This window comes from Streptomyces uncialis, from assembly GCF_036250755.1.
Taxonomy (GTDB): Bacteria; Actinomycetota; Actinomycetes; order Streptomycetales; family Streptomycetaceae; genus Streptomyces; species Streptomyces uncialis.
Genome location: NZ_CP109583.1, coordinates 1,186,470 through 1,207,017 on the forward strand (window position 1 = coordinate 1,186,470; position 20,548 = coordinate 1,207,017).

General features: G+C 72.1%; 17 protein-coding genes. 9 read left to right on the plus strand and 8 right to left on the minus strand.

Annotated elements, in window-relative coordinates; translation table 11 throughout:
- Window positions 1-5: 5 nt before the first annotated feature.
- The 4 genes from egtA to egtD are packed head-to-tail and all read left to right on the plus strand — an operon-like array spanning window position 6 to window position 4,349.
- On the plus strand, window positions 6-1,286 hold the full coding sequence (egtA, locus tag OG711_RS04505; RefSeq protein ID WP_329558461.1) for an ergothioneine biosynthesis glutamate--cysteine ligase EgtA: 1,281 nt from the start codon (window positions 6-8) through the stop codon (window positions 1,284-1,286).
- Entirely contained in the window at window positions 1,283-2,635 is a 1,353-nt protein-coding gene (gene egtB, locus OG711_RS04510; RefSeq protein ID WP_329558462.1) for an ergothioneine biosynthesis protein EgtB, read from the plus strand. The genes egtA and egtB overlap by 4 nt, the downstream gene beginning before the upstream one ends.
- A complete protein-coding gene (gene egtC / locus OG711_RS04515; RefSeq protein ID WP_329558463.1) occupies window positions 2,635-3,390 on the plus strand; it encodes an ergothioneine biosynthesis protein EgtC in 756 nt (251 codons plus the stop codon). Before egtB ends, egtC begins: the two co-directional genes overlap by 1 nt.
- Window positions 3,387-4,349 carry an L-histidine N(alpha)-methyltransferase gene (gene egtD / locus OG711_RS04520; RefSeq protein ID WP_073786660.1) on the plus strand — a complete coding sequence of 321 codons (963 nt, stop codon included), beginning with the start codon at window positions 3,387-3,389 and terminating at the stop codon, window positions 4,347-4,349. Before egtC ends, egtD begins: the two co-directional genes overlap by 4 nt.
- A 186-nt stretch (window positions 4,350-4,535) precedes the next feature.
- On the opposite strand, the gene OG711_RS04525 is transcribed toward egtD, so the two are convergent.
- On the minus strand, window positions 4,536-5,795 hold the full coding sequence (locus OG711_RS04525; protein WP_073786662.1) for an extracellular solute-binding protein: 1,260 nt from the start codon (window positions 5,793-5,795) through the stop codon (window positions 4,536-4,538).
- Between the two features lie 182 nt (window positions 5,796-5,977).
- Here OG711_RS04525 and OG711_RS04530 point away from each other — a divergent pair, with 182 nt between their 5' ends.
- The gene (locus OG711_RS04530; protein WP_073786664.1) at window positions 5,978-6,187 is read left to right on the plus strand and encodes a dodecin; all 210 of its coding nucleotides are present in this window, start codon (window positions 5,978-5,980) and stop codon (window positions 6,185-6,187) included.
- A 156-nt stretch (window positions 6,188-6,343) separates the two neighbouring features.
- On the opposite strand, the gene OG711_RS04535 is transcribed toward OG711_RS04530, so the two are convergent.
- Window positions 6,344-6,832, minus strand: coding sequence for a phosphatase domain-containing protein (locus OG711_RS04535; protein ID WP_329558464.1), 489 nt, complete (start codon window positions 6,830-6,832; stop codon window positions 6,344-6,346).
- A 120-nt stretch (window positions 6,833-6,952) separates the two neighbouring features.
- On the opposite strand from OG711_RS04535, the gene OG711_RS04540 reads away from it, so the two are divergent.
- Both OG711_RS04540 and OG711_RS04545 read left to right on the plus strand, forming a co-directional pair.
- Complete coding sequence (locus OG711_RS04540) at window positions 6,953-7,966, plus strand: LLM class flavin-dependent oxidoreductase (protein WP_073786667.1); 1,014 nt, start codon at window positions 6,953-6,955, stop codon at window positions 7,964-7,966.
- Between the two features lie 55 nt (window positions 7,967-8,021).
- Window positions 8,022-10,382, plus strand: a complete 2,361-nt coding sequence (locus OG711_RS04545; protein WP_329558465.1) for an excinuclease ABC subunit UvrA — start codon at window positions 8,022-8,024, stop codon at window positions 10,380-10,382.
- 145 nt (window positions 10,383-10,527) lie between these two features.
- Here the strand turns inward: OG711_RS04545 and OG711_RS04550 are convergent, their stop codons facing one another.
- Genes OG711_RS04550 through OG711_RS04560 form a run of 3 tightly spaced genes read right to left on the minus strand, consistent with a single transcriptional unit; the run spans window position 10,528 to window position 13,973 of the window.
- Entirely contained in the window at window positions 10,528-11,277 is a 750-nt protein-coding gene (locus OG711_RS04550) for a succinate dehydrogenase/fumarate reductase iron-sulfur subunit (RefSeq protein WP_073786671.1), read from the minus strand.
- The gene (locus OG711_RS04555; RefSeq protein WP_329558466.1) at window positions 11,274-13,262 is read right to left on the minus strand and encodes a fumarate reductase/succinate dehydrogenase flavoprotein subunit; all 1,989 of its coding nucleotides are present in this window, start codon (window positions 13,260-13,262) and stop codon (window positions 11,274-11,276) included. Before OG711_RS04555 ends, OG711_RS04550 begins: the two co-directional genes overlap by 4 nt.
- Before the next feature lie 3 nt (window positions 13,263-13,265).
- Window positions 13,266-13,973, minus strand: a complete 708-nt coding sequence (locus OG711_RS04560) for a succinate dehydrogenase (protein ID WP_329558467.1) — start codon at window positions 13,971-13,973, stop codon at window positions 13,266-13,268.
- 95 nt (window positions 13,974-14,068) lie between these two features.
- Here OG711_RS04560 and OG711_RS04565 point away from each other — a divergent pair, with 95 nt between their 5' ends.
- The gene (locus tag OG711_RS04565) at window positions 14,069-14,953 is read left to right on the plus strand and encodes a LysR family transcriptional regulator (protein WP_329558468.1); all 885 of its coding nucleotides are present in this window, start codon (window positions 14,069-14,071) and stop codon (window positions 14,951-14,953) included.
- Window positions 14,954-15,162: 209 nt separating this feature from the next.
- Here the strand turns inward: OG711_RS04565 and OG711_RS04570 are convergent, their stop codons facing one another.
- From OG711_RS04570 to OG711_RS04580, 3 genes are all read right to left on the minus strand, one after another.
- Window positions 15,163-17,304, minus strand: coding sequence for a putative bifunctional diguanylate cyclase/phosphodiesterase (locus OG711_RS04570; protein ID WP_073786679.1), 2,142 nt, complete (start codon window positions 17,302-17,304; stop codon window positions 15,163-15,165).
- The gene (locus OG711_RS04575) at window positions 17,301-18,113 is read right to left on the minus strand and encodes an SAM-dependent methyltransferase (RefSeq protein ID WP_329558469.1); all 813 of its coding nucleotides are present in this window, start codon (window positions 18,111-18,113) and stop codon (window positions 17,301-17,303) included. The genes OG711_RS04570 and OG711_RS04575 overlap by 4 nt, the downstream gene beginning before the upstream one ends.
- 377 nt (window positions 18,114-18,490) lie before the next feature.
- Window positions 18,491-19,456, minus strand: coding sequence for an SCO0930 family lipoprotein (locus OG711_RS04580; RefSeq protein WP_329558470.1), 966 nt, complete (start codon window positions 19,454-19,456; stop codon window positions 18,491-18,493).
- A 934-nt stretch (window positions 19,457-20,390) separates the two neighbouring features.
- On the opposite strand from OG711_RS04580, the gene OG711_RS04585 reads away from it, so the two are divergent.
- Window positions 20,391-20,540 (plus strand): hypothetical protein, encoded by a 150-nt coding sequence (locus tag OG711_RS04585; RefSeq protein ID WP_266505658.1) that lies wholly within the window; start codon window positions 20,391-20,393, stop codon window positions 20,538-20,540.
- Window positions 20,541-20,548 lie beyond the last annotated feature (8 nt).

A 20,548-nucleotide genomic window follows, 5' to 3' on the forward strand; every position in this document is an offset into this window, starting at 1 on the left:
CCAGCATGACCGAGGGAGACTGTACGCCGTCCGCCGTGCTGGTCGCGGACGCGGATGTCGAGGCGCTGGTGCGCGGCATCTGCTTCAAGACCGGCCCACCCCGCGCGATCGGGGTCGAACTGGAATGGCTGGTCCAACCGGCCGGACGACCGCACGAACCGGTAGCACCCGACCGTCTGGACGCCGCCTACGCGGCACTGCGCGACCTGTCCCTGAGTTCGGCGCTGACCGTCGAACCGGGCGGACAGCTGGAGCTGAGTTCCGCGCCCGCCCGTTCGCTCATGGAATGCGTGACGGCCGTCTCGGCCGACCTGGCCGCCGTCCGCGCGGCACTGGGCCCCCTGGGCCTGGCTCTCGCCGGTATCGGCACGGACCCCTGGCGCAAGCCGACCCGCTGGCTGCGCCATCCCCGCTACGACGCGATGGAGACGTATCTCGACCGGACCGGGCCCGCCGGCCGGGCGATGATGTGCTCGTCCGCCTCGGTGCAGGTGTGTCTGGACGCCGGGTACGAGGAGCCGGGTCCGCTGGGGCTCGGCCGGCGCTGGCGGCTGGCCCATCTGCTGGGTCCGGTGCTGGTGGCCGTCTTCGCGAACTCGCCGCTGGCCGAGGGGCACCCGACGGGCTGGCGTTCCACCCGGCAGGCGATGTGGGCGGGCATCGAACCGGGACGTTCCGCCGCTCCCCCGCTGGACGCGGAGCCCCGTTCCGGCTGGGCGCGGCGGGTGCTGGACGCGCCGGTGATGTGTGTGCGCACCGACGACGGCCCCTGGCTGGTCCCCGACGCGCTGTCGTTCCGGGAGTGGATACGCGGCGGACTGCCGCGCCCGCCGACCCGCGCCGATCTCGACTACCACGTGAGCACACTGTTCCCGCCGGTCCGGCCGCGCGGTCATCTGGAGCTGCGGATGATCGACGCCCAGCCGGGTGACGACGGGTGGATCGTGCCGCTCGCGGTGACGGCCGCCCTGTTCGACGACCCGCAGGCCGCGGAGACGGCGTACCGCTGTGTGAAGTCCCTCGCCGAGCGGACGCGGGGGCTGCCCGCCCCGGGCAACGAGCTGTGGCTGACGGCAGCCCGGCGGGGTCTGGGTGATCCGGAGCTGCACGACGCCGCCCTGGTGTGTTTCGCCGCCGCGTGCGAGGCGCTGCCCCGGCTCGGCGCGTCCCCGGAGGTGATGCGGGCCGCGGCGGAGTACCGCGACCGGCACACGGCCCGGCGGCGCAGTCCGGCCGACGACCTGATCGACGGTTTCACCCAGCACGGGAAGGACCTGCTCGTATGACCGAGTCCGCCGGCCCCGTCGAGGACACCGGGGCGCTGAGGGAACGCGCGCGGGACGCCCTGCTGGCCGCCCGGGACCGCACCGCGCGGCTCACGGACTGCGTCGAGGACGGGGAGCTGACCACGCAGGTGTCACCGCTGATGTCGCCCCTGGTGTGGGATCTCGCGCACATCGGCAACCAGGAGGAGCAGTGGCTGCTGCGGGCGGTGGCCGGTCGGGAGGCGATGCGCCCGGAGATCGACCCGCTGTACGACGCGTTCGAGCATCCCCGCGCGTCCCGGCCGGCGCTGCCGCTGCTGCCCCCGGCCGAGGCCCGTTCGTACGCGGCCGAAGTACGCGGCCGGGCGATGGACGTGCTGGACAGCGCGCCGCTGGCCGGTTCGCCGCTGACGGACGCGGGGTTCGCGTTCGGGATGATCGCGCAGCACGAACAGCAGCATGACGAGACGATGCTGATCACCCATCAGCTGCGCACCGGCCGACCGGTGCTGAGCGCGCCCGGCCCGGAGCCGGTGTCCGGCTTCACCGGTCCGGCCGAGGTGCTGGTGCCGGGCGGGCCGTTCACCATGGGGACGTCGACCGAGCCATGGGCTCTGGACAACGAACGGCCCGCGCATCACCGGCTGGTGCCGTCGTTCTTCCTGGACACGACCCCGGTCACCAACGCGGCGTACCAGGTGTTCCTCGCGGACGGTGGTTACGACGACCCGCGCTGGTGGGACCCGCGCGGCTGGGAGCACATCCGCTCGCGGGCGATCGCGGCTCCGCTGTTCTGGCGCCGGGAGAGCGGTGGCTGGCTGCGCCGCCGGTTCGCGGTGACCGAGCCCGTCCCGCCGGACGAGCCGGTGCTGCACGTCAGCTGGTTCGAGGCCGACGCGTACGCGCGCTGGGCGGGACGGCGGCTGCCGACGGAGACGGAGTGGGAGAAGGCCGCCCGGCTCGACCCGGCGACCGGCCGCTCCCGCCGCTATCCGTGGGGCGACGACGATCCGGCGCCCGGGCACGCCAACCTCGGGCAGCGCCATCTGCGGCCCGCCCCCGCCGGTTCCTATCCGGCCGGACAGTCCCCGCTGGGTGTACGGCAGTTGATCGGGGACGTATGGGAGTGGACGTCGAGCGGGTTCCTGCCGTACCCGGGGTTCACCGCGTTCCCGTACCGGGAGTACTCGGAGGTGTTCTTCGGCGGTGACCACAAGGTGCTGCGCGGCGGCTCGTTCGCGGTGGGTCCGGTGGCGTGCCGGGGCACCTTCCGCAACTGGGACCATCCGATACGGCGGCAGATCTTCTCCGGATTCCGCACCGCCCGCGATGTGACGCCCGCCGACGGTGTGCCCATGGGGGTCGGCTGATGTGCCGTCATGTGGCTTATCTGGGTGAACCGGTGGCGATGGGCGAGATCCTGCTGACCCCGCCGTACGCGCTGTACCGCCAGTCGTGGGCACCGCGCGAGCAGCGGCACGGCACGGTCAACGCGGACGGTTTCGGCGTCGGCTGGTACGCGGACGGCGATCCGGTGCCCGCGCGGTACCGGCGGGCCGGGCCGCTGTGGGGCGATCTGTCGTTCGCGGACCTCGCGCGGGTGGTGCGTTCCGCCGCGCTGCTCGGGGCGGTGCGTGACGCGACGGAGCCGGGCGCCGACGGGGAGGCCGCGGCGGCGCCGTTCGCGTCGGGGCCATGGCTGTTCAGCCACAACGGCGCGGTGAAGGGGTGGCCGCACTCCCTGGCGGGGCTCGCCGCCGGGCTGCCGCCCGCCGAGCTGCTGTCGCTGGAATCGCGCTGCGACTCGGCCCTGGTGTGGGCGCTGCTGCTGCGGCGCCTCACCTTCGGCGACCCGCCCGGCCAGGCCCTCGCCGACACGGTCGCGGAGGTCGCCGCGGCGGCCCCCGGGTCCCGGCTGAACCTGCTCCTCACCAGCGGCGACACGATCGCCGCGACCGCCTGGGGCGACACCCTGTACGTCCGGGCGGTCGCCGGGGGCGGTACGGTCGTCGCCTCCGAGCCGTACGACGACGACCCCCGCTGGCACCAGGTGCCCGATCGCACCCTGCTGACCGTCACCCGCACCGAAGTCCGGTCGACCCCGCTCAAGGAGCCCGTCGCGTGAGCCCGTTCCGCGTCACCCGTACGCTGCCCGAGGACGCCGCAGGCGCCGCGCTGCGCGCCGATGTGCTGGCCGGTCTGACCGGCACCCCGAAGACGCTGCCGCCGAAGTGGTTCTACGACGCGCGGGGCAGTGAGCTGTTCGACGAGATCACCACCCTGCCGGAGTACTACCCGACGCGCGCCGAGCGGGAGATCCTGCTGGAGCGATCGGCGGAGATCGCCGCGGCGACCGGCGCCCGGACCCTGGTCGAACTGGGTTCCGGCTCGTCGGACAAGACCCGTCATCTGCTGGACGAGCTCACGGACCTCGCGGTGTACGTCCCGGTGGACGTCAGCGCGAGCGCCCTGGAACAGGCGGGGGCGGCGCTGCTCGCGGAGCGTCCCGGACTGGACGTGCACGCCCTGATCGCGGACTTCACCCGCCCGGTGGCCCTGCCGCGGACCCCGGGTCCCCGGCTGGTCGCGTTCCTCGGCGGCACCATCGGCAATCTGCTCCCCGGGGAGCGGGCCGCCTTCCTGGCGTCGGTACGGTCCCTGATGTCCCCGGGGGACGCGCTGCTGCTCGGCACCGATCTGGTGAAGGACGAGCGGACGCTGGTGGCGGCCTACGACGACGCGGCGGGGGTGACGGCGGCGTTCGACAAGAACGTGCTGTCCGTCGTCAACCGTGAGCTGGGCGCCGACTTCGACCTGGACCGCTTCGACCATGTGGCGCACTGGGACCGCGAGCGGGAGTGGATCGAGATGCGGCTGCGGGCGCGGACCGCGATGACGGTGAAGGTCCCCGCGCTGGACCTCGCCGTCCACTTCGCGGCCGGTGAGGAGCTGCGGACCGAGGTGTCGGCGAAGTTCCGTGCGGCGGGTGTGCGCGAGGAACTGGCGGCGGCGGGACTGGAACGCACCCACTGGTGGACGGACGGGGGTGACCGGTTCGCGCTGTCGTTGAGCGTGGCGCGCTGAGCCCGGCGCGCAGATACGTGACGCGCGCTGAGCCTGACGCGCGCTGAGCTCTCGGCGGCGTCCGCCCGGGTGGGTGGGCGCCGCCCGCGGACCGCGCCCCCGCCCCGGGACCCCCGGGCGTACCTCGGCGGCCCCCGGAGCCGATGGCCGGGCGCCCTCCGGGGTACCGCGAGGGATCAGGCGGGATCAGGTGAGCGCGCGGGTGATCCGCTCGGACGCCTTGCGTGCCTCGGTCTCCATGTCGCGGCCGTTGAGCACCGCCGACATGTACTCCTTGATCGGGTTGTCGGCCTCGACGTTCGCCCAGTCGGGCGAGTTCGGGGTGGCCCGGCCGCGCGCGGCGCCCTCGGCCATCGCGGCGACACCCGGCTCCCCCGCGACGACCCGGGCGAGGGTGGTCTTGTTGGGCACGTAGTCCATGGTCCGGGCGAGCTCGGTCTGCCATTCCTCGCCCGCGAGGGCCTTGATGACGGCGAGGGCGGAGCGGCGGTCCGGGGTGCTGTCGGGGACGACGAGGACGGAGCCGCCGGTGAAGACGGCGGCGCGGCGGCTCGCCAGCTTGCCCGGTATGGCGAAGTAGCCGAGCTTGTCCACGATCGCGGGGTTGGCCTTCTCGATGGCGCGGGCGGCGCCGGGGACCGCGACGATCTGCGCGATGTTCCCCTTGGCGAACTCGTCCGCCTGCGGCGGGTGCTCCTCGTCGGCGTTCTTCGGACCCTTGCCGAGGGCCTGGAGCTCCGCGTAGAACTCCATCGCGCGCATGGCCTCGGCGGAGTGCAGGGTGCCTTCCCAGCCACCGGAGCGGTCGCTCGCGAGCTCGCCGCCCTCGTCCCAGACGAATCCGGAGAAGGTGTACCAGTCCTGACCGGCGAGGTAGATGCCCTGCTTGTTGTCGCTGTTGAGCGTCTGGGTCATCGACAGCCACTCCGCGCGGGTCCGCGGTGTCTTCTTGAGACCGGCGTCGGCCCAGATCTCCTTGTTGTAGATCACGACACGGTTGGCGGCGTACCAGGGGATGCCGTACTGACGGTTGTTGAACCGCCCCGGCTCGGCGAGACCGGGAACCCAGTCGTCCATCCCGAGGTCGCGGGCCGACTCCAGGGTGAGCTCCATCAGCCCGCCCTGGTCGACGTACTGGGCGACCTGGGTGTTGCCGACCTCGATGACATCGGGGCTGTTGCCGTCGTTCGCGCCGAGGACGTTCATGACCTTCTCGCCGATCCCGACCCATTCCTGGATCTGGATGTCGAGCTCGATGTCGTCGTGCTCCTTGCCGAAGGCGTCGGAGAACTTCTTGATGAACGCGTCGGACGCGCTGTCCTTCATCAGCCACACGGTGACCTTGCGGCGATCCGCGGTCCGGCCCGGCAGCACGCTGCAACCCGCGGCGAGGGCCGCGGTGGATGAGGCCAGGGCCAAGGACAGGACGGTACGTCGGCGGGGCATCGCGTGTGTCGCTTTCTTCCAACATCAGGGGGAACGTGAACCCGATGTGGGGGAAGAGCTTAAAGCTCATACGGGTGCGACCGAAGTTTGGTATGCGTCAAGACGCAGGTCAAGAGGCTGAGCCAGGTCTCTGAGTTTACCGTGAGGAAGGACATCAAAATGAGGCGAAGAGGAGAACTCCCATGTCGGACCACACCTACCGCGTCACCGAGATCGTCGGCACCTCGCACGAGGGCATCGACCAAGCGATCCGCAACGGCGTAGGGCGGGCCTCACAGACCTTGCGCAACCTGGACTGGTTCGAGGTCACACAGGTACGTGGCCAGATCGAGGACGGTCAGGTGGCGCATTACCAGGTGGGACTGAAGGTGGGCTTCCGTATCGAGGAATGACCGGCTCCTCTTCGGTGTGCGCGGCCACCGGGCACTCCCCAGGCCGGAACTCGATGAGGGAAGTCTCACGGAACGCAACCCCCGTGCGGCGGCGGCCCCCGGCGGGCGGGAAGCGCGGCATGCTCCCGGTGGCCGGTGGCCGGTGGCCGGACCCGGTCAGGTGCGTCCCGTCCGCCCCTGCGCGTCACGCAGTGCCGCCGGGGTCACCGCCCAGCCCGCCCGCACCACCCGGATGCCCGCGCGCCGCGCGGCGTCGCACACGAGTTCGTCGTCGTCCACGAACACCCGGATGTCCCGGGTGCGCCTCAGCCGCTCCAGTGCCTCCAGCTTGGTGCGCCGCGCCGGGCGGCGGTCGTCGTTGCGGCGCATCAGCAACCGGCCGTCGGGGAGTCCCTGCGCGGCGAGCCAGTCCACGGTGTCCCGTCTGCACCGCTCGGGACGGCCCGTGAGATACAGCACCTCGCACTCGTCGGCGCTCTCACGGGCCAGTGCCACGCCCTCCGCGAGCGGCGGATCGTCGGGGGCCGCGGCGAAGAAGGCGGACCAGTCCCGGGGACGGCTCTCCAGGAAGTGTGCCCGGTGGGCGGTGTCCGCGAGGGTTCCATCGAGGTCGAAGACGGCCAGAGGCCTGCTGTGTTCCCGCATCCCCCCACCGTAGGGCCCGGCGTCCGGTGGCGCGGCGAGCGCGGGGCGGGGGCCGCGGGACGCGCGGGGACCGGCCGGGCCCGGTGGGAATCATGAGGCCGCCGGTGCGTTGAACAGGGTGTGAGTTCCGTACTGGCGTCCACCCGATTCTCCGTCCTCGACCGCTCGCGCATCCGCGAGGGGGAGGACGCTCCGCAGGCGTTGCGCGACACGGTCGCGTTCGCGCGGGAGGCCGAGCGGCTCGGCTACCACCGCTTCTGGGTGTCCGAGCACCACGGGGTGCCCGGGGTCGCGGGGTCCGCGCCGACCGTGCTCGCCGCGGCCGTCGCCGCCGCGACGGCGACCATCCGGGTGGGGACCGGTGGGGTGATGCTCCCCAACCATCAGCCGCTGGTCGTCGCGGAGCAGTTCGGGGTGCTGGAGTCCCTCTTCCCCGGCCGGATCGACATGGGCCTCGGCCGTTCGGTCGGCTTCACCGACGGGGTGCGCAAGGCACTCGGCCGGGACAAGGACGCGGCCGGGTCGGACGATTTCGCCGGACAGCTCGCCGAGCTCCTCGGCTGGTTCGCGGGCACCTCCCCCACCGGGGTACGGGCCCGGCCGGCCGAGGGGCTGCGGGTGCCGCCGTTCGTCCTCGCCATGGGTGAGGGCGCCGATATCGCCGCCGCCGCGGGACTGCCCCTGGTGATCGGTGATCTGCGGGACGCCGAGCGGATGCTCCGGGGCGTGGAGCGGTACCGGGCCGCGTTCCGTCCGTCGGTGTGGTCGCCCGAGCCGTACGTCGTCATCTCGGGTGCGGTGGCCGTCGCCGCCACGGAGCGCGAGGCGCGGCGGCTGCTGGTCCCGGAGGCGTGGGCGATGGCGTACTCGCGCACCCATGGGAGCTTTCCGCCGCTGGCGCCCGTGGAGCGGATCGAAGCCCGGACGATGACCGCGCGGGAGCGCGGATTCCATGACGCGGCTCTCGCGGGCCGGCTCCACGGGACCCCGGAGCGGGTCGCGGCGGAGCTGGAGTCGCTGGTCGTGCGCAGTGGCGCGCAGGAGGTGCTGGTGACGACGAGCGGCTACGACCGTGTGGCGATGCTGGACTCCTACCGGGAGCTGGCCCGGCTGGCGGGACTGGGCACCGCCTAGCATCGTGGGGCCGACCCCTGTCCTGCCTTGTCCCACCTCGTACGGAGATACCGCGATGTCCCACCCCCACGATCCGTATGTCCGTGTCCGGGGCGCCGGTGAGCACAATCTGCGCGGGGTGGACGTGGACATCCCGCGCGAGGTGCTGGTGGTGTTCACCGGGGTGTCGGGGTCGGGCAAGTCGTCGCTGGCGTTCGGGACGGTCTACGCGGAGGCCCAGCGCCGGTACTTCGAATCGGTCGCGCCGTACGCGCGGCGGCTGATCCATCAGGTCGGGGCGCCGCGGGTCACGGAGATCACGGGGCTGCCGCCGGCCGTCTCGCTCCAGCAGCGGCGTTCCACCCCGACCGCCCGGTCGTCGGTGGGCACGGTGACGACCCTGTCGAACTCGCTGCGGATGCTGCTGTCCCGCGCGGGGACCTATCCGCCGGGTGCCGCCCGGCTCGACTCGGACGCCTTCTCCCCGAACACGGCCGCCGGGGCCTGCCCCGAGTGCCATGGGCTGGGCCGGGTCCACCGCACCACCGAGGAACTGCTCGTCCCGGACGGCTCGCTGTCGATCCGGGAGGGCGCGATCGCCGGCTGGCCGGGCGCCTGGCAGGGCAAGAACCTGCGGGACGTCCTGGACGCGCTCGGCCATGACGTCGACCGTCCGTGGCGGGAGCTGCCCGCGCGGGAGCGGGACTGGATCCTGTTCACGGACGAGCAGCCCGTGGTGACGGTGCATCCGGTACGGGACGCGGACCGTATCCAACGTCCGTACCAGGGGACGTACATGAGTGCCCGGCGCTATGTGCTGAAGACGTTCGCGGACTCCAGGAGCGCCACCCTGCGGGCGAAGGCGGAACGCTTCCTGGAGAGCGCGCCCTGTCCGGTGTGCCGGGGCGGGCGGCTGCGGGCCGAGTCGCTGGCGGTGACGTTCGCGGGGCGTACCGTCGCGGAGCTGGCGGCGCTCGCCCTCACCGAGCTGGCGCCGGTCCTGGCCGCGCACCGCGACGACTCACCGACCGCGCGGGTCCTGACCGATGATCTGCTGGCTCGCATCGCGCCCGTCGTGGAGCTGGGTCTGGGCTATCTGAGCACCGACCGGGCCGCGCCGTCCCTGTCCCCGGGGGAGCTCCAGCGGCTGCGGCTGGCGACGCAGTTGCGGTCGGGTCTGTTCGGGGTGGTGTACGTGCTGGACGAGCCGTCGGCCGGGCTGCATCCCGCGGACACGGAGGCGCTGCTCGGGGTGCTCGACCGGCTGAAGGCGGCGGGGAACTCGGTGTTCGTGGTGGAGCACCATCTGGATGTGGTCCGGCACGCGGACTGGCTGGTGGAGGTGGGTCCGGGCGCGGGCGAGCACGGGGGCCGGGTGCTGCACAGCGGGCCGGTCGCGGAGCTGGCGTCGGTCCCGGACTCGGCGACCGGCCGTTTCCTGTTCGGTGCGGGCGGTTCCGGGACGCGGGAGCGGGGGTCCGTCCTGGTGCCCGGGGCACGGGGGTGGGTCGAGGTCGGTCCGGTCACCCGGCACAATCTGCGCGGGGCGGTGGCGCGGGTGCCGGTGGGGGCGTTCACGGCGGTCACCGGGGTGTCGGGGTCGGGGAAGTCGACGTTCATCGGCGCGATCACCGACGAACTCGGCGGTGTGGGACGGCTCGTGAGTGTCGATCAGAAACCGATCGGCCGTACTCCGCGCTCCAACCTGGCGACGTACACCGGCCTGTTCGACACGGTACGCAAGGTGTTCGCGGGGACGGAGGAGGCGGGCAGGCTCGGTTACGGGGTCGGGCGGTTCTCCTTCAACGTGCCGGGCGGGAGGTGCGAGACCTGCCAGGGCGAGGGGTTCGTCTCGGTGGAGCTGCTGTTCCTGCCGAGTACGTACGCGCCCTGCCCCGACTGCGGCGGCGCCCGCTACAACCCGGGCACCCTCGGGGTGCGGTACCGGGGGCGGAACATCGCCGAGGTGCTGGACCTCACGGTGGAGTCGGCCGCCGCGTTCTTCGCGGACACCCCGCCCGTGCTGCGCAGTCTCACGACGCTGCTCGACGTGGGCCTCGGCTATCTGCGGCTCGGGCAGCCCGCGACGGAGCTGTCGGGGGGCGAGGCGCAGCGCATCAAGCTCGCCTCGGAGCTCCAGCGGGTGCGGCGCGGGCACACCCTGTATCTGCTGGACGAGCCGACGACCGGGTTGCACCCCGCAGATGTGGAGGTGCTGATGCGGCAGTTGCGGTCGCTCGTCGGCGCGGGGCATTCGGTGGTGGTCGTCGAGCACGACATGACGGTGGTGGCGGACGCCGACTGGGTGATCGATCTGGGTCCGGGCGGCGGAGCCGAGGGCGGGCGGATCGTCGCGGCGGGAGCGCCGGGCGAGGTGGCGCGGGCGGCGGGCAGCCGTACCGGCCCGTATCTCGCGCGGGCCCTCGGGGAGCGCTGACGCGCGGCGGGCTCGGCGCGGCGGCGGGTCGACATCCTGCGGCTCGGCGGGTGTTCGGGGTCGAGGCTGACGGGGCCGGGGATGAGCACCACTCCCGGCCCCGTCCGTTCGCGTAGGGGGCGAACGGTCCTCGGGGGGCGAACGCTCAGCGCTTGCCGGACTTGCGGGTGGCGCGCAGCCACTCGCGGTTCATGCTGGTGATCGACACCAGGGGGATGCCCTTGGGGCACGCGGTCGCGCACTCACCGGCCAGGGTGCAGCCGCCGAAGCCCTCCGAGTCCATCTGGGCGACCATGTCGAGGACCCGGGTCTCCCGTTCGGGCGCGCCCTGCGGGAGCACACCGAGATGGTTGACCTTGGCCGAGGTGAACAGCATCGCCGCGCCGTTGGGGCAGGCGGCGACGCACGCGCCGCAGCCGATGCACTCGGCGTGCTCGAAGGCGAAGTCGGCGTCGGGCTTCGGGACGGGGGTCGCGTGGGCCTCGGGCGCGGCGCCGGTGGGGACGCTGATGTAGCCGCCGGCCTGGATGATCCGGTCGAACGCGGAGCGGTCCACGACCAGGTCCTTGACCACGGGGAACGCGGCTGCCCGCCAGGGTTCGATGTCGATGGTGTCGCCGTCCTGGAAGGACCGCATATGGAGCTGGCAGGTGGTGGTCCGCTCGGGTCCGTGGGCGTCGCCGTTGATGACGAGGCTGCACGCGCCGCAGATGCCCTCGCGGCAGTCGTGGTCGAAGGCGACGGGGTCGTCGCCCGCGAGGATGAGTTCCTCGTTGAGGGTGTCGAGCATCTCCAGGAACGACATGTCGGCGGAGATCCCGTCCACCTCGTAGGTGGACATGGCGCCTTCGGCCCCGGTGTTCTTCTGGCGCCAGACGCGCAGGGTGAGCCTCATGCGTAGCTCCGCTGGGTGGGGTGGACGTAGGCGAAGACGAGGTCTTCCTTGTGCAGGGTGGGCGCGGCGCCGGTGGTGGTGAACTCCCAGGCCGCGGCGTACGAGAAGCGTTCGTCGTCGCGTTCGGCCTCGCCGTCGGGGGTCTGGGACTCCTCCCGGAAGTGGCCGCCGCAGGACTCCTCGCGGTGCAGGGCGTCGAGGCACATCAGCTCGGCGAGTTCGAGGTAGTCGACGACGCGGTTGGCCTTCTCCAGCGACTGGTTGAACTCCTCGCCGGTGCCGGGGACCTTGATCCGGCGCCAGAACTCCTCGCGGATCTGCGGGATGCGTTCGAGGGCCTTGCGCAGTCCGGTGGCGTCGCGGGCCATGCCGCAGAACTCCCACATGAGTTCGCCGAGTTCGCGGTGGAAGGAGTCGGGGGTGCGGTCGCCGTCGACGGCGAGGAGCAGGTTCAGCCGGTCCTCGGTCTCCGCGAGCGCCTCCTGGACGGCCGGGTGGTCGGGGGTGAGGCTGTCGGCCGCGCTGTGGGGGTGGCGGGCGAGGTAGTCGTTGATGGTGGACGGCAGGACGAAGTAGCCGTCGGCGAGTCCCTGCATCAGCGCGGAGGCGCCGAGCCGGTTGGCGCCGTGGTCGGAGAAGTTGGCCTCGCCGATCGCGAAGAGTCCGGGGACGGTGGTCTGGAGGTCGTAGTCGACCCAGAGTCCGCCCATCGTGTAGTGGACGGCCGGGTAGATCCGCATGGGTGTCTCGTACGGGTTCTCCGCGGTGATCCGCGCGTACATGTCGAAGAGGTTGCCGTACTTCTCCTCGACCTTGTCGCGGCCCATCCGCTGGATGGCGTCGGCGAAGTCGAGGTAGACGCCCTGGCCGCCGGGGCCGACCCCGCGGCCCTCGTCGCAGACGTTCTTGGCGGCGCGGGAGGCGATGTCGCGGGGGACGAGGTTGCCGAAGGACGGGTAGACGCGCTCCAGGTAGTAGTCGCGCTCGTCCTCGGGGATCTCGGCGGCGGGGCGGGTGTCGCCCTTGGCCTTGGGGACCCAGATACGGCCGTCGTTGCGCAGCGACTCGCTCATCAGGGTGAGCTTGGACTGGTGGTCGCCGGTGCGGGGGATGCAGGTGGGGTGGATCTGGGTGAAGCACGGGTTCGCGAAGTACGCGCCCCGGCGGTGGGCCCGCCAGACGGCCGTGGCGTTGGAGTTCATCGCGTTGGTGGAGAGATAGAAGACATTGCCGTAGCCGCCGGAGGCGAGGACGACGGCGTCGGCGAAGTAGGTGTCGATCCGCCCGGTGACCAGATCGCGGGCGACGATGCCGCGGGCGCGGCCGTCGACGACGATCAGGTCGAGCATCTCGGTGCGGGCGTGCAGTTCGATGTTCCCGGCGGCGATCTGCCGGGACATCGCCTGGTAGGCGCCGATGAGGAGCTGCTGTCCTGTCTGGCCGCGGGCGTAGAAGGTGCGGGAGACCTGGACGCCGCCGAAGGAGCGGGTGTCGAGGAGGCCGCCGTACTCACGGGCGAAGGGCACGCCCTGGGCGACGCACTGGTCGATGATCTCGACGGAGACCTGGGCGAGCCGGTGCACGTTCGACTCGCGGGCGCGGAAGTCGCCGCCCTTGACGGTGTCGTAGAAGAGGCGGTGGATCGAGTCACCGTCGTTGCGGTAGTTCTTGGCGGCGTTGATGCCGCCCTGCGCGGCGATGGAGTGGGCGCGGCGCGGGGAGTCCTGGTAGCAGAACTGGACGACGTGGTAGCCCTGTTCGGCGAGGGTGGCGCCCGCCGAGCCGCCCGCGAGTCCGGTGCCGACGACGATCACGGTGTGTTTGCGCCGGTTGGCGGGGTTGACCAGTTTCGCCTCGAACCTGCGGGTGTCCCAGCGTTCGGCTATGGGGCCCCCGGGCGCCTTGCCGTCGGTGACGGGTTCGCCGGTCGTGTAGGCGGTGTAGTCGGTGGGCGCGGTGGGGTGGGTGTGGTCGTGCGTGGCCATGGTTCAGCTCACCAATCCGGTCATGACACCGACGGGTACGGCGGCGAAGCCCGCGGTCAGCAGCAGCGCGAGGGCGTTCGCGGTGGTCTTCAGGAAGCGGTCCCGGGCCCTGCTGCCCGCGCCGAGGGTCTGCGCGGCGCTCCAGAACCCGTGCCGGACATGCATCCCGAGGGCGAGCACGGCCGCGAGATAGATGACGTTGCCGTACCAGGTGGAGAAGGTGTCCACGACGTTCTGGTACGGGCGGCCCTGCTCGAATCCGCCGGGGTGGGCGTGGCCGGTGGTCAGGTCGAGGATGTGCCAGACGATGAAGAGGAGCAGGATGACCCCGCCCCAGCGCATGGTCCGGGTGGCGTAGCTGGCGCGCGGCTTCTTGTGGACGTACTTGCTGGGCCGGGCCCTGAGGTCGAGGCGGCTGAGCTGGTAGGCGCAGACCGCGTGCGCGACGACGGCGGCGAGCAGCACGATCCGTACGATCCACAGCGCCCACTCGTAGTGCAGGATCGGCTCGCCGAGGGTCCGCAGCCAGTGCGCGTACTCGTTGAAGGAAGTCGTACCGAAGAAGATCTTCAGATTGCCGACCATATGGGCCACCAGATAGCCCAGCATGATCAGACCGCTCACGGCCATCACGGTCTTCTTGCCGACGGTCGAGTCCCAGATCGTGCGCGTCATGGACGGCCGTCGGCCCGTCCGTGTTGCCAGAGCCATGTCACGGAACGTTAAACCCGGGACCCCTGATCGGTCCAAGACATGGAGCAGCTCATTTCGATAGTCATCACCTATCGTCGCTCTACACTGGGCCCATGCAGTTGCAGCAGCTCCACTACTTCGTCACCGTCGCCGAGACCCGGCACTTCACCCGGGCCGCCGAGCTGGCGCATGTCGCCCAGCCCTCGCTGTCCCAGCAGATCCGCGCCCTGGAGCGGGAGCTGGGCGCCGATCTGTTCCAGCGGGCCCGGGGCAACATCACCCTCACCGACGCCGGTGAGGCGCTGCTCCCGCTGGCCCGCCGCATCCTCGCCGACGCCGACACCGCACGTCAGGAGGTGCAGGAGCTGGCGCAGCTGCGGCGGGGCCGGGTCCGGCTGGGCGCCACCCCGAGCCTGTGCACCGGACTGCTGCCCGATGTGCTGCGCGCCTTCCACGACCACTATCCGGGCATCCGGCTCCATATCGAGGAGAGCGGGTCCCATGACCTGGTGCGCGAGCTGGCGCGCGGCGCGCTCGACCTCGCCCTCGTGGTGCTCCCGCTGCCGTCGCCGTCCCCGGCGCTGACCACGGTCGAGGTGCTGCGGGAGGATCTGGTCGTGGTCTCGTCGCCGGACGGCCCGGCCCCCGGGCGGGACGGCACGGTCAGTGTCGCCGAGCTGGCGGGCGAGCCCCTGGTGATGTTCCGGCACGGCTACGACCTGCGGGAACTCACGGTCGCCGCGTGCCGTGCGGAGGGGTTCGAGCCGGACTTCGCGGTCGAGGGCGGTGAGCTGGACGCCGTGCTCGGTTTCGTCCGCGCGGGGCTCGGTATCGCCGTGGTGCCCCGGATGGTCGCGACCCGCGCGGGCCTGGACCTGCGGGTCACCCCGCTGGCCCGGCCGGGGCTGCACCGGGTGATCGCGCTCGCCCACCGCAGCGATGTCGCCCCGCCCCGGGCGGCCCGTGAGCTCCAGCGGATGCTGCTGGGCCGCGTCTGACGAATCCCGCCCGTCCGACGGCTCCCCTGAAGCCCACTGCTCCCGTGAGGCCGAATGCTCCCACCGGTCCGGCGATTCCCGCCGGTCGGCGCGCGGCATCGGACATGGCGCGAAGCGTCGGACACGGCCCGGAGCGTGCGGCGAGCGCGAGCGTGAAGCGGCCCGGCGGGGTGCCGGGCGCGGCCGTCAGCTCGTGGCGTCCTCGGCCGTCAGCTCGTGGCGTCCGCGAGCGCCAGATCGTGGAGCCGGTCCGGCGGTCCCGGCCGGGCATAGTACCAGCCCTGGGCCGTGTCGCAGCCGAGTTCCCGCAGCTGCTCGGCCTGGACGCCCGTCTCGACGCCTTCGACGGTGACCGCCAGATCGAGGCTGTGGGCCAGGGAGACGATGCCCTCGACGATCTTCAGGTCGACGGGGTCCGCCGGGAACTGCTGCATGCCCTGGGTGAAGGAACGGTCGAGCTTGAGGACGCTGACGGGCAGCCGCCGGAGGTTGGCGAGGTTGGAGTAGCCGGTGCCGAAGTCGTCCAGGGCGATGTCGACGCCCATCTCGGCGAGCCGCCGCAGCGGCTTGAGCAGATCGTCGTCGGCGCCGATCAGCGCGGACTCCGTGACCTCCAGGCAGAGGGCGGCCGGCGCGAGCCCGGCGCGCTCCAGGATCTCCACGGTGTCGGACACCAGACCGGGGTGGGTCAGCTGGCACGGGGAGAGATTGACGTTGATCCGCAGCGGGACCGTCGTGTCACCGGCGTTGCGCTCCTGCCACCGGCACGCCTGGCGCACGGACTCCTCCAGCACCCAGCGGCCGAGCGGCACGATGAGCCCGGTGCGTTCGGCGAGCTGGATGAAGCGGTCGGGTCCCAGTACGCCGTGCTGCGGGTGGGACCAGCGGACCAGCGCCTCCGCGCCGCTGACGCTGCCGTCGCCGAGGTGCACCAGCGGCTGGTACTCGATGAAGAACTCGCCGCGCTCCAGGGCGGCGGGCAGTGCGGTGGTCAGCCCGTGGCGGGTGATGGCACGGGCGTCGGCCTCCTCGTCGGCCATCTCGTAACGGTTGCCGCCCGCCGACTTGGCCCGGTACATGGTGATGTCGGCGCTGCGCAGCACCTCGGCGGGGCCGCGTTCCCCGGCGGGCCCCTCCACGATGCCGATGCTGCCGCGTACGGACAGCTCCCGGCCGTCGACGAGGATCGGCGTGGACAGGGCGCCGAGGATACGGCCCGCGAGTTCGTCGACCTCGGCCTGGGTGTCGGGGCCGGTGGTGAGGGCCACGAACTCGTCGCCGCCGAGCCGGGCCACCATCTCGCCGGGCGCGGTGGCGCATGCCTGGAGCCGGTCGGCGACCTCCACCAGCAGCCGGTCACCGGCCGCGTGCCCGAGGCTGTCGTTGATGATCTTGAAGCCGTCGAGGTCGAGATAGCAGAGCCCGAAGCGCTGGCCCTCGCCCGCCGACAGGGCCTTCTCCAGCCGTTCGAAGAAGAGGGTGCGGTTGGGCAGTCCGGTGAGGGCGTCGTGCGTGGCCTCGTAGCGCAACCGGAGGTTGAGCAGCCGGCGCTCGGTGGTGTCCTCCATCAGCGCGAGCTGGTACTGCGGCTGGCCGTCGGCGTCCCGCAGCAGGGAGACGGTGAGATTGGTCCACAGGGCCGTGCCGTCGGGGCGGTGGAACGCCTTCTCCACCCGGTAGTGCTCACGGTCGCCGCGGATCAGCTCGGTGTAGAGCTGCCAGACCTGCGGCGGGTCGTCGGGGTGCGTCCACTCCGTCAGGGGGCGTCCGCGCAGCTGCCGTTCACCGCTGCCGAACATCCGCACCAGCGCGTCGTTGACCTCCAGGACCATGCCGTCCAGGTCCGCGATGCAGATACCTATCGCGGCACCTTCGAACACCGCCCGGAACCGGGCCTCGCTGTCGTGCAGGGCCTCGGCGACCGCGGCGCGGGCGGCGAGCGCGGCCCGCGAGATGGCTTCCTGCTCACTCAGGGTGCGCTCGCGCAGCGCCAGGGCGAAACCGGCCGCCGCCGCGTGCTGGAGCCGCGCGGACCGCGCCTGGAGCTCCTCCTGCGGGCCGTCGCCGCCGCAGTACAGCACCAGGTACGCCTCGACCACGTCCAGGGTGCGGCTGAGCACCTCGGGGTCGGTGCAGTGGGCGTCGACCAGGGCCGCGCCGACCGCCTTGCCCTCGCCCGCGTCGAAGGTGCGGGCCAGCAGCCCGTCCCGCAAACGCCGGGCGAGGGGCAGCAGTTCCCCCTCGAACTCGACGCGGGTGCGCGAGGTGGCCGTCACCGGGTAGATGGTGCGGCTCCAGATGGTGGCGAACCTGCGCGCTCTGTCCTCCGGCCCGTCCGGCTCCGCGCTCACGCCTTGCGTCCCACCCCGACGAACCCACCGAACAATGACGGGTCCGCCTCCTTCGGATCGGTTTCGGGCCGCCACGACGGCAATGGCACGAGCCCCGGTTCCACCATGTCGTATCCCTCGAAGAACCGCGCGATCTCGTCGCGAGAGCGCATGATCAGTGGGTTGCGTGTGTTCTTGTAGACACCGACGGTGCCTTCCGCGCGTTCCGCGGGGATCTGCATCCCTTCGTACGATCCATGAGTGAGGGTCAGCAGGCTGCCGGGAGCGAGTGCGTCCCGCAGCTCCGCGACGGCGGTGTGCGGGGCGTCGGCGTCCTGCACGAAGTGGAGCACGGAGACGAGGAGCAGCGCCACCGGCCGGTCGAGATCGAGCAATCTCCCCACGGCTTCGGAGGCGAGGATCTCACGGGGGCGGCGAAGATCCGCACCGACGACATCCGCCTGCGCGTTATCGGCCAGTACCGCCTGACTGTGCGCGACGGCCACCGGGTCGTGATCCACGTAGACGACCCGGGCCGCGGGATCGGCCCTCTGGGCGATCTCGTGGACATTGCCGAAGGTGGGGATGCCGGAGCCGATGTCGAGGAACTGGGTGACGCCCTCGGCGACGGCCAGTTCGATCGCCCGGCGCATGAAGGCACGATTCGCCTGGGCCACTTTGGGGATGGCGGGAATGAACTGCATGGCCTGCCGGGCCGCTTCCCGGTCGACCTCGAAGTTGTGTGATCCTCCGAGGTAGTAGTCGTAGATGCGGGACACGCTCGGCACCGAGATGTCGATTCCCTGGGGTGCCCAGGAGGGTCGTTCCATCGCAGTCTCCTACGCGTAGTCGGCGGGCCGGTGTTCGAGCTGAGGCTACTGATCAGCCGCCAAAGGAGCGAGTCAAAACGGAAATTGGCGGTCCGTTCTCGGTCACTGCCAGAGGCACGTGCCGATTGATCGTTGTACGAATACAACCGGACACCACCCGAAGGCAAGCGCACGGAAGTGAAGGGATGCGAAACGAACCGGTCCGCTTCCCCCGCGGCGGTGCGGGAGGAAGCGGACCGGCTCGGTCCGTGCGCCCTGTGTCGATGTGGTTCGCCCCTCCCGTACCGGCCGGTACGCCCCGGCCGGCCGGACCTGCCGGCGGCGCCCGGAACGGGCTCCGCCCGTCCTCCGCTTCTGCGCCGCCGGGCCCCGGGCCGTTACAGCTTGACGGGCTTTCCGTCGGGCTTGACCGCGAACCAGGTGCCGCCGACGCCCTGGCCCTTGGTGTCACCGGGGACCTGGTCGGCCGCGAAGGTGTAGAGCGGCCAGCAGTCGATGGTCTGCTGGTCGATGCCGTCGGGGCGGCCGAAGGTGACGTACCCCTTGAGCTTGATCCCCTTGGTCTGCGCCTTGTCCACCGGGGCGACGACCGGCCACTTCTCCAGGCATTCACCGATACAGGCCGTCCGCATCGGCCAGGCCGAGTCCTTGGTGAAGCGGTAGACCGTCATCCCGTCCTTGTCGACGACGATCTCCCCGAGCTTCGGGTCGACCCGGGTCGACAGACCGGGGCGCCCGGCGGCATCCGAACCGCCCCCGGCGGGCGCCGCCTTCTTCCCGTCGGGCGCCGCGGCGAACCATACGCCGCCGACCCCCTGGCCCTTGGCGTCCCCGGCCCGCCCGTCCTTCACGTAGCGGTACATGGGCCAGCCGTCGAGCGTCAGCTGCCTGACGCCGTCGGCGCGGACGACCTCGCCGAGCAGGCCCGCGTCGACACCGGTCGGGGCCGTCGCACCGTCGGCGGGGACGGGCGGCCAGGCGACGGCGCACTCACCGGCGCAGTCGGACCTGGGCGGCTTCGCGGTGTCCTTGTCGAAGCGGTACAGGGTGAGCCCGGCGCTGTCCGTGACGACCCTGCCGAGTTCCTTGCTGTCCCAGACCGCGAGCCTGCCCGCGGCCCTGGCCCGGCCGCTCGCGGCGGCCGCGTCACCGGAGCCGTACCCGTCACCGCCCGCCGCCGTTCCCGCGCCGGGGCTCGCTCCCGCCCCGCCGCCCGCGGGGGCCACCGCGCCGACGTTCTGACCGGTCGCCGCCTGCTCCGGGCTGTCCTGACCGCACGCCGTCGTCAGCGCCAGCAGGACCGCAGCGCACGCTACGAATGAGGCGCTCCGCCAGGTCTTCATTGTCAACTCCCGTGATGTGCTTGGCAGTTGATCGGCACCAGGCGATGCCGCTCATGGCTCTAGTTACGGGCGCGGACCGGCGATGCGTTCAACGGCACGGGAAATCTCCGCGCGCCGGACCGGCGGCCGGACCGGCGCCACCCGCGCCGAGCGCACGCCCGCGCCCCTCCACCGCGCACCCCCACCTCGCACCCCCACCTCGCACTTCCCGTTCCGAACATCCGTCCACATCGGTACTGTTCGAATTTTCGTAAACCTGTCGGCCCCGAAAACCGCCCGTTCGGAGCATTCAGGCCCCGAGTGCGCTTGACGGCGCCACCGCCCGCCCATGATCAGGGGCGTGTACGGATACCGGCGGACCTGGTCCGCCCTGCTGATACGGGTGCTGGCCCCGGTCACCCTGGCGGGCCTGACCGCCGCGCCCGCCGTGGCCCTCGCCCCGTCGGGCGCGCCGACGAGCAGTTGCGCGTACGCGTCGACCGGTGACGGCGGTGGCGCGGTGGCCGTCGCGGGCGGCGACTCCTTCTGCACCCCGAAGCCCACGCCGAAACCGCCCAAGCCGACCCCCACACCCAAGCCGACGCCCACCCCCACGCCCAAGCCGACTCCCACGCCGACCCCCACCCCGAAACCGACGCCGACCCCCACACCCAGTCCCACACCCACGCCGACACCGACACCGACACCGACACCGAGCCCCACTCCTAGCCCCACACCCACGCCGACACCCAGTGCCACGCCGACCCCGACCCCGACCGTGACCCCGGCTCCCCCGCCGCCACCGGCCCCGGAGCCGACACCTCCGGCCCCACGGCCCCCCGTGGCCGCGGCACCGGTGATTCCTCCCCCGGCGCCCGAGCCACCGCCACCACCGGCACCGGCACCGGTTTCCCAGGCACCGAAGCCGAAGCCCCCGCCGAAGCCGAGCCCGTCGGTGCGGCCGTCGCCGAAGAAGGTCACGTACCCCCGGTACCGGCCCACGGTCCGGCGCGCCCAGCCCCGGCAGGGTCCGTCGCTGGTCTCCCTGACCCTGCTCATCACGGCGCCCGCGGTGCTCGCCGCCGCCGCGCTGCGCCCGCGCTGATCACCCGG

Coding starts and splice junctions, on each gene's coding strand:
- OG711_RS04530 (WP_073786664.1), top strand. CDS start 5,978: ATGTCGGACCACACCTACCGCGTCACCGAGATCGTCGGCACCTCGCAC.
- egtB (WP_329558462.1), top strand. CDS start 1,283: ATGACCGAGTCCGCCGGCCCCGTCGAGGACACCGGGGCGCTGAGGGAA.
- OG711_RS04535 (WP_329558464.1), bottom strand. CDS start 6,832: ATGCGGGAACACAGCAGGCCTCTGGCCGTCTTCGACCTCGATGGAACC.
- OG711_RS04545 (WP_329558465.1), top strand. CDS start 8,022: ATGTCCCACCCCCACGATCCGTATGTCCGTGTCCGGGGCGCCGGTGAG.
- egtA (WP_329558461.1), top strand. CDS start 6: ATGACCGAGGGAGACTGTACGCCGTCCGCCGTGCTGGTCGCGGACGCG.
- OG711_RS04550 (WP_073786671.1), bottom strand. CDS start 11,277: ATGAGGCTCACCCTGCGCGTCTGGCGCCAGAAGAACACCGGGGCCGAA.
- OG711_RS04555 (WP_329558466.1), bottom strand. CDS start 13,262: ATGGCCACGCACGACCACACCCACCCCACCGCGCCCACCGACTACACC.
- OG711_RS04565 (WP_329558468.1), top strand. CDS start 14,069: ATGCAGTTGCAGCAGCTCCACTACTTCGTCACCGTCGCCGAGACCCGG.
- OG711_RS04525 (WP_073786662.1), bottom strand. CDS start 5,795: ATGCCCCGCCGACGTACCGTCCTGTCCTTGGCCCTGGCCTCATCCACC.
- OG711_RS04575 (WP_329558469.1), bottom strand. CDS start 18,113: ATGGAACGACCCTCCTGGGCACCCCAGGGAATCGACATCTCGGTGCCG.
- egtC (WP_329558463.1), top strand. CDS start 2,635: ATGTGCCGTCATGTGGCTTATCTGGGTGAACCGGTGGCGATGGGCGAG.
- OG711_RS04580 (WP_329558470.1), bottom strand. CDS start 19,456: ATGAAGACCTGGCGGAGCGCCTCATTCGTAGCGTGCGCTGCGGTCCTG.
- OG711_RS04560 (WP_329558467.1), bottom strand. CDS start 13,973: ATGGCTCTGGCAACACGGACGGGCCGACGGCCGTCCATGACGCGCACG.